This window comes from Streptomyces sp. CBMA29 (genome assembly GCF_014596445.1).
In the GTDB taxonomy this organism is placed as follows: Bacteria; Actinomycetota; Actinomycetes; order Streptomycetales; family Streptomycetaceae; genus Actinacidiphila.
Map to the genome: position 1 here is coordinate 25,434 of NZ_MECL01000052.1, position 7,587 is coordinate 33,020.

4 protein-coding genes and 1 pseudogene are annotated in these 7,587 nt (G+C 72.2%); all 5 read left to right on the forward strand.

The window, feature by feature from the left end; translation table 11 throughout:
* The first annotated feature begins 79 nt into the window (after positions 1–79).
* Complete coding sequence (locus tag BGM09_RS07640; protein WP_188280682.1) at positions 80–1,078, forward strand: aldo/keto reductase; 999 nt, start codon at positions 80–82, stop codon at positions 1,076–1,078.
* 184 nt (positions 1,079–1,262) lie between these two features.
* Positions 1,263–2,147, forward strand: a complete 885-nt coding sequence (locus BGM09_RS07645) for a helix-turn-helix transcriptional regulator (RefSeq protein WP_188280683.1) — start codon at positions 1,263–1,265, stop codon at positions 2,145–2,147.
* Positions 2,148–2,285: 138 nt separating this feature from the next.
* Complete coding sequence (locus BGM09_RS07650; protein WP_188280684.1) at positions 2,286–5,894, forward strand: alpha-N-acetylglucosaminidase TIM-barrel domain-containing protein; 3,609 nt, start codon at positions 2,286–2,288, stop codon at positions 5,892–5,894.
* A 102-nt stretch (positions 5,895–5,996) separates the two neighbouring features.
* Complete coding sequence (locus BGM09_RS07655; RefSeq protein ID WP_188280685.1) at positions 5,997–7,040, forward strand: zinc-dependent alcohol dehydrogenase family protein; 1,044 nt, start codon at positions 5,997–5,999, stop codon at positions 7,038–7,040.
* A 156-nt stretch (positions 7,041–7,196) separates the two neighbouring features.
* A pseudogene (locus BGM09_RS07660) lies at positions 7,197–7,587 on the forward strand (glycogen debranching enzyme); the annotation flags it as partial.

A 7,587-nucleotide genomic window follows, 5' to 3' on the forward strand; every position in this document is an offset into this window, starting at 1 on the left:
GGAGCCCTGTGGGACCCATACGAGAGGGAGGCCGTGTCACGGCCTCCCTCTTCGCCTGGTCCGGGTATTCCATGGACCCATGGAATACACGAACCTGGGAAGCTCAGGACTCAAGATCAGCCGTATCACCCTGGGGTGCATGAGCTTCGGGCGGTCGGGCACCGGCCGCGGCTGGGCGTTGGACGGCCCCGAGGCCGAACCGCTCTTCCGGCAGGCCGTCGAGACCGGCATCACCTTCTGGGACACCGCGAACACGTACGGCGCGGGCACCTCGGAGGAGATCACCGGCGAGGCGGTGCGGAAGTACACCAGCCGCGACCAGGTCGTCATCGCGACCAAGATGTTCGGCCAGATGAGCACCGGCCCCGGCGGCCGGGGCCTGTCGCGGCGCGCGGTGTTCGAGCAGGTAGACGCCTCGCTGCGACGGCTGGGCACCGACTGGATCGACCTCTACCAGATCCACCGCTTCGACCCGGGAACTCCCGTCGAGGAGACGATGGAGGCCCTGCACGACGTGGTGAAGGCGGGCAAGGTCCGCTACCTCGGCGCGTCCTCGATGTGGGCGTGGCAGTTCTCGAAGATGCAGTACACGGCGCGGGCGCACGGGTGGACGCCGTTCGTGTCCATGCAGGACCAGTACAGCCTGATCGCGCGTGAGGAAGAGCGTGAGATGTTCCCGCTGCTGGCCGACCAGGGCGTGGGCTGCCTGCCCTGGTCGCCGCTCGCCGGAGGTCTGGTCACCCGGCCGTGGGGCGACCGGAGCACGACCCGCGGCGGGCAGAACCCGACCGCCGACTCCTCGGGCAGGCCGCTGTTCCTCGACAGCGACAAGGGCACGGTCGACGCCGTACAGACCATCGCCGAGTCCCGCGGCATCTCGATGGCGCGGGTCGCGATGGCCTGGGTGCTGCACAACCCGGTGGTGACCTCGCCGATCGTCGGCGCCACCAAGCCCCACCACCTCACCGACGCGGTCGCCGCACTGGACGTCCACCTCACCGACAAGGAGGTCACGGCGCTGGAGGAGCACTACACGCTGCGCGAGCCGACGTACTACGGCTCGGCCTCCGGTTACTGAGCCGGAGGCGCCGCTCGTGCGCGGCGAGGGCGCCGGCGCGCGCCACTGTGGCCCCGCCTCGCCCGCGCCGGGAAGACCGGGGTTGGTCGGGGCCGGCCGGGGTCTGCCGGGGCCGGCCAGCGGGGGTGCGACAGGGCTCCCCTCGAAGCGCGTGTCACGGCGGTGAGGGAGAGAGACTGGCGACATGGCTCCTGACCAGCACAGCGGCGAAGAACTGGGGCGCTTCCTGCGCGCCCGTCGCACCCAGACCAGCCCCCGGTCCGCCGGCCTCACCCCCGGGCCGGGCGTCCGCCGCACGCCCGGCCTGCGCCGCGAGGAACTGGCCACGCTCGCCGGGGTCAGCATCGACTACTACACCCGTCTGGAGCGCGGGAAGGAGACCCGCCCGAGCCCCGCCGTCATCGACGCGCTGGCCCGCGCGCTGCGGCTCGACGACGCCGAGCACCAGCACCTGCGCGACCTCGCCGTGCGCGCCGCCCGCTACGCGCCCCAGGCCGCCCCCGCGCCGAGCCGCGCGGTGCGCCCGCATCTGAGGCTGGTGCTGGAGGCGCTGCGGCCGAGCCCCGCCTACGTGGCCAGCCGCAGCATGGATGTCCTCGCCCACAATCCCGGCGGCCTCGCGCTGTACGCGGGCATCGACGACTGGCCCGCCACGCAGCGCAACCTCGCCCGTTATCTCTTCCTCCACCCGGCCGCCCGCGAGGTCTTCCCCGACTGGGCGAACCAGATCCGCGGCTGTGTCGCCCGGCTGCGCGCCCTGGCCGGTACCGACCCCGACGCCCCCGACCTCACCCAGCTCGTCGGCGAACTGCTGCTCAAAAGCCCGGACTTCGCGAGCCTGTGGGAGCGCTACGACGTCACCGGCCGCAAGGTCACCGCCAAGACCTTCCAGCACCCCCACGTCGGCAGGATCACCCTCGCCTTCCAGGGCATGGCCCTCGAAGGCACCGCGGGCCAGCGCATGGGCATCTACACCGCCGCCCCCGGCACCCCCGACCACGACGCGATGCTCCTGCTCGACATGACCGCCCCCCGTACCGCGCCGACGCCGTCCCGGCAGGAGCGCTGAGCGACCGCACGCATCGCCTACGGCGCGTCAGATCGGCTCCCTGTGACGCGAGTGGTACCTGTTGACGGACGGTCGGGTGGGGAGTTCACTCTGCGAGCGGTTTGCCTACGGTTCCGGTCCTCGACAGGAAAGAGATCCGTGTCCACACGTCTCTTCGCCCCGCGTGCCGTCAGCGGCCGATCCTTACGCGCCAGGGCGGTCCTCACCGTCCTGGCAACGCTCCTGGCCCTCGTGGCAGGCGCCGTCGTGGCAGAACCCGCCACGTCCGCCGGGTCGGCCGGGTCGAACGGGCCCAAGGAGCTTTCGGCCGGGAAGGCCCGGACCGCGAGAGCCACCGCGGCCTCCGCCTTCGACACCTCGGTCGCCGAAGCCGCCGTCACGCGCCTGCTCGGCCCCGATCACGCGCGCCAGATCGACCTGCGGGGCATCGCCGCCGGGTCGGGCCAGGACCGCTATCTGATCGAGGCGGCGGGCGGTCGGGTGCGGATCAGCGGCACCACACCGGGCACGCTCCTCGCCGGACTCGGCCAGTATCTGCGCGTCGTCGCCCACGCCGACATCTCACTCAACGGGGAGCAGCTGCGGCTGCCCGACCAACTGCCGCTGCCGTCCTCCCCCATCGGCCGGTCCGCGAACGTCGCCCACCGCTTCGCCCTCAACGACACCGACGAGGGGTACGCGGGCCCGTATCTGACCTGGCAGCAGTGGCAGCGGCGGATCGACGTGCTGGCGCTCAACGGCATCAACGAGATGCTGGTCTACGAGGGCCAGGAGGCCGTCTACGACAGGACCTTCCAGCGCTTCGGCTACTCCGACGCCGAGATGCGCGCCTGGATCCCGCAGCCCGGCCACCAGCCGTGGTGGCTGCTCCAGAACATGTGCTGCGAGAACGGTCCGATCAGCTCGCAGCTCCTCGACCAGCGGGTGACGCTCGGCCGCCGGATGACCGGCTATCTGCGGCAGCTCGGCCTCACCCCGGTGCTGCCCGGCTACTTCGGCACCGTCCCGCCGGGCTTCGCCGCGAAGAACGCGGGAGCCCATGTGATCGCACAGGGAACCTGGAACGGCTTTCCCCGGTCCGACTGGCTGGACCCGACGACGGCGCTGTTCGGCCAGGTAGCCGACGCGTTCTACGGCGAGCAGAGCAAGCTGTTCGGCGACAGCTCGATGTACAAGATGGACCTGCTGCACGAGGGCGGCCAGGCGGGCGACGTCAACATCGGCGACGCCTCGCGGGCCGTACAGAACGCCCTCGACCGGGCCCACCCCGGAGCCATCTGGGCCATCCTCGGCTGGGAGAGCAACCCGCGCGCGGCGACCCTTCAGGCCGTCGACACCTCCCGCATGCTCGTCCTCGACGGCAACTCCGACACCACGGGCGCGACCGACCGCGACCAGGACTACCTCGGTACCCCGTACGCATTCGGCACGATCTGGAACTTCGGCGGCAACACGAACATGGGCGCGAGCATGGCGCTGTGGAACACGAAATTCCATGCCTGGCTGGCCAAGCCCGGCACGGCGCTCAGCGGTATCGCGTTGATGCCGGAGGCGATCGACAACAATCCGGTCGCCGTGGAGTTCTTCGCCGATCTGGCGTGGGAGTCGTCGGCGGTCGACATGGACACCTGGATGGCCGCGTACGCCACGGCGCGCTACGGGGCCGCCGACCCGCACGCGGTGGCGGCCTGGCAGACCCTGGGCCGTACGGCGTACTCCTGGCCGGGCGACACCGGGACCAGGCACACCAGCAGCATCTTCTCGATCCAGCCCGGTCTGTCCGCGACGGCCGGTTCGGTGCCGTACGACCCGAAGGACGTCCAGCGGGCGTTCGGCGAACTGCTCCAGGTGGGACAGCGGTCGCGCGGCAGCACCGCGTACACGTACGACCTCGTGGACCTCGGCCGTCAGGTGCTGTCCAACGACACCCGGACGCTGCTGCCGCGGATCCGCCAGGCGTACACCGCCCACGACACCACCGCCTTCGACGCGCTCAGCGGGCAGTGGATGACCAAGCTGAATCTGCTGGACGCGCTGCTGGGCGCCGACGGCACGTCGCTGTTCGGCGTCTGGCAGAAGGAGGCCGCCGCGCAGGCGCCGACTCCCGCGGAGGCCAAGCGGCTTGAGTACGACCTGCGCACGCTGGTCAGCGACTGGACGGAGACCCATCCGATCCAGGACTACGCGGGGCGCGAGTGGAACGGCCTGGTCGGGGACTACTACGGGGCGCGCTGGCGGACGTTCTTCGACTCGCTCCGCACGGCGCTCAGCACCGGCGGTCCGCCGCGGGCCATCGACTGGCGCGCGGTCGCCTCGACGTGGGTCCACAAAGTGGCGCGCTATCGGAGCACGCCCACCGACGACGCCTATCAGCAGGCGCGGAAGGTCGCCGCGTATCCGGCGGGGCACGTGGCCCTGGCCGCGGACCCGAAGGCCGGGCCGCCCGGTGCGACCGTACGGCTGACCGCGGCCTTCACCGATGACAACGCCCTGTGGCCCACGGGCCCCGCGAGCTTCGCGCTGACCGCGCCGGGCGGCTACACCGTCCGCCCGGTCGGCGGGTCCACGCCGTCGGTGCCCGCGGGAGGGACGGCCACCGCCGCCTGGGACGTGACGATGCCGAGCGACGCCACGCCCGCTGACCTGGCGCGTCTGACGGCGACTGTGCGCTGGTCGTCGGGCGCAGCCGACGACGCGGTGTCGGCGACCGCGACCGACACGACCGACGTGCTGGTGTCCGGACCGGTGGCGGAGCCGTATCGCACGGCGTCTTCGGCGTCCTCGGCGTCGATCGCCTTCGCCCAGCACGGCGACGTGTTCGGCATGGCCGGCGGCGGCGCGGACGTCGGCGCGTCCACCGACCAGTACGGCACCATCTACCGCCCGCGGTGGCTGACCTCCGGGCAGGCCGTCGGCACGGAGGTGCTGGAGCAGGAGAACAGCGGCCCCTGGGCGCGGGCCGGACTCGTCGTGCGCTCGGACCTCGCGCGGCCGGGAAGCGCCGGCTACGCCGATCTGGCCGTCACGCCGGAGCACGGCTGCGTGTTCATGTGGGACGCCGACGGCAACGGAACCCTTGAGCACTCCGCGTCGAGCGGCGGATTCACCGGCCCCGTCCACCTGCGGATCAGCCGTGACGGCGACACCTTCACCGGCTGGTGCAGCCAGGACGGCACCGACTGGACCCGGGTGGGATCGGCGCCGCTGCCCGGCGCCGCGCCCGCCGAGGACGCCGGTCTGCTCTTCACCGCGGTCGACGCGTCCACCCACCGCCAGGGCGCCGCGCGCTTCCACGGGCTGACGCTGGCACCTTTCACCGCGCGGGACACCTCGGGCGACACCGTGCTGAGCCTCGGCAGGCCGACAACCGCACTGTCCTACGAGGCGGGCAGCCCGCCCTCCGCGGCGGTCGACGGCGACCGCACCAACACCACGTACTGGGCGAGCGCGATGGCCGGCGGCGACACCTGGTGGCAGGTCGACCTCGGCGCTGCCCACGACCTGTCGTCGGTCAACGTCCGCAACTACGTGGACGGCAAGCGCGCCTACACCTATACGTTGGCCGGCAGCGTGGACGGCGTCCACTGGTTCGCCCTCGGCGGCAAGAACACCGCCGCGGTCGCCACGGACACCGGTGACACGTTCTCCCTGACCGCCGCGGCGCGCTACATCCGTGTCGACGGCCTCAGCAACACCGCCAACACCTCCTTCCACCTCACCGAGGTCACCGTCACCGGCGCGGCCTGAACCCGCTGGGTGCGGCGGGGTGCGGCGAGGTCCGGCCGTGCGCGAGGGTAGGGCGGAACGGCAGGGCGGGACGACTGATGCGACGGCAAGGCGGTGGCGGGCGTGCGGGCTGTGGTGTTCGAGGAATTCGGGCGGATGCCGGAGGTTCGGGAGGTGGCCGATCCGGGATGTCCGCCTGACGGGGTGGTCGTGCGGGTCGAGGCGACCGGGCTGTGTCGCAGCGACTGGCACGGATGGCTCGGGCATGACGACGGGATCACGCTGCCGCATGTGCCGGGTCATGAATTCGCGGGCCGGATCGAGGAGGCGGGTCCCGGAGTCAGCCGGTGGCGGGTCGGCGACCGGGTGACCGTGCCGTTCGTCTGCGCCTGCGGGAGCTGCGCCGCCTGCGCCCGCGGCGATCAGCAGGTGTGCGAGCGGCAGGAGCAGCCAGGCTTCACCTACTGGGGGTCCTTCGCGGAGTACGTCGCCGTCCCGCACGCGGACGTCAACCTGGTGGGGCTGCCCGACGACATGACGTACGCGACCGCCGCGTCGCTCGGCTGCCGCTTCGCCACCGCGTACCGCGCGGTGGTCGCGCAAGGTCGTACGCGGCCGGGCGAGTGGGTGGCGGTGATCGGCTGCGGCGGGGTCGGCCTGTCGGCGGTGATGATCGCGGTGGCCTGCGGGGCACGGGTGGTGGCGGTGGACACCTCGGCCCAAGCTCTCGGCCTGGCACGGAAGTTCGGCGCCTCGGTGGGTGTCGACGCCTCGCGGTCCGATGTCGACACGGCGGAGGCGGTCCGCGCGGCGACCGACGGCGGAGCGCATGTCTCGGTCGACGCGCTCGGCTCCCCCGCCACCTGTGCGGCCTCCGTGGCGGGCCTGCGGCGGCGGGGCAGGCATGTGCAGGTCGGTCTGCTGCCGTCGGGCGGTGTCGCCGTCCCCATGGACCGGGTGCTCGCCCTCGAACTGGAGATTCTGGGCAGCCACGGCATGGCCGCGCACGCGTATCCGGAGATGATGCGGCTGGTCGCGGCCGGGACGCTCCGCCCCGATCTGCTGGTCGGCTCGGTCATCGGCCTGGACGCGGCACCGGGCGCGCTGGCCGCGCTCAGCGACGGGTCGGCCGGCGGCGTCACCGTGATCACGCCACAGAAGAAGTGAGCGCGGACTCGGCGTTGTTGGCACGGGCTCCGCGGTACGGGCACGGCCTCAGCGTCGGAGGCGGGGGCGCGGTGTCATCGGCGCGGGCGCGGTGTCACCCGTACGGACGCGGCGTGCGTCGGCGCCGTCGTGCCGCGGAGCGGTTAGCTTCGGCGAATGCAGAAATGGTCCGGACTTCCGTATCCCCTGGGCGCGACCTATGACGGCTCGGGCACCAATTTCGCCCTCTTCTCGGAAGTGGCGGAGAAAGTCGATCTGGCCGTCATCGACGCGCGCGGGCGTGAACAACGCACCCCGCTGGCGTCGGTGGACGGATCGGTCTGGCACGCGTATCTGCCGGGCGTCGGTCCCGGCCAGCGCTACGGATACCGGGTGCACGGCCCGTACCGGCCGGAGCACGGGCACCGGTGCAATCCGGCGAAGCTGCTGGTGGACCCGTACGCGAAGGCCATCGACGGCCAGCCCGACAGTCACAGGTCGCTGCTCGGTTACCGTGACGACGGCTCGGACGAACCCGACACCGCCGACAGCCTCGGCCACACCATGC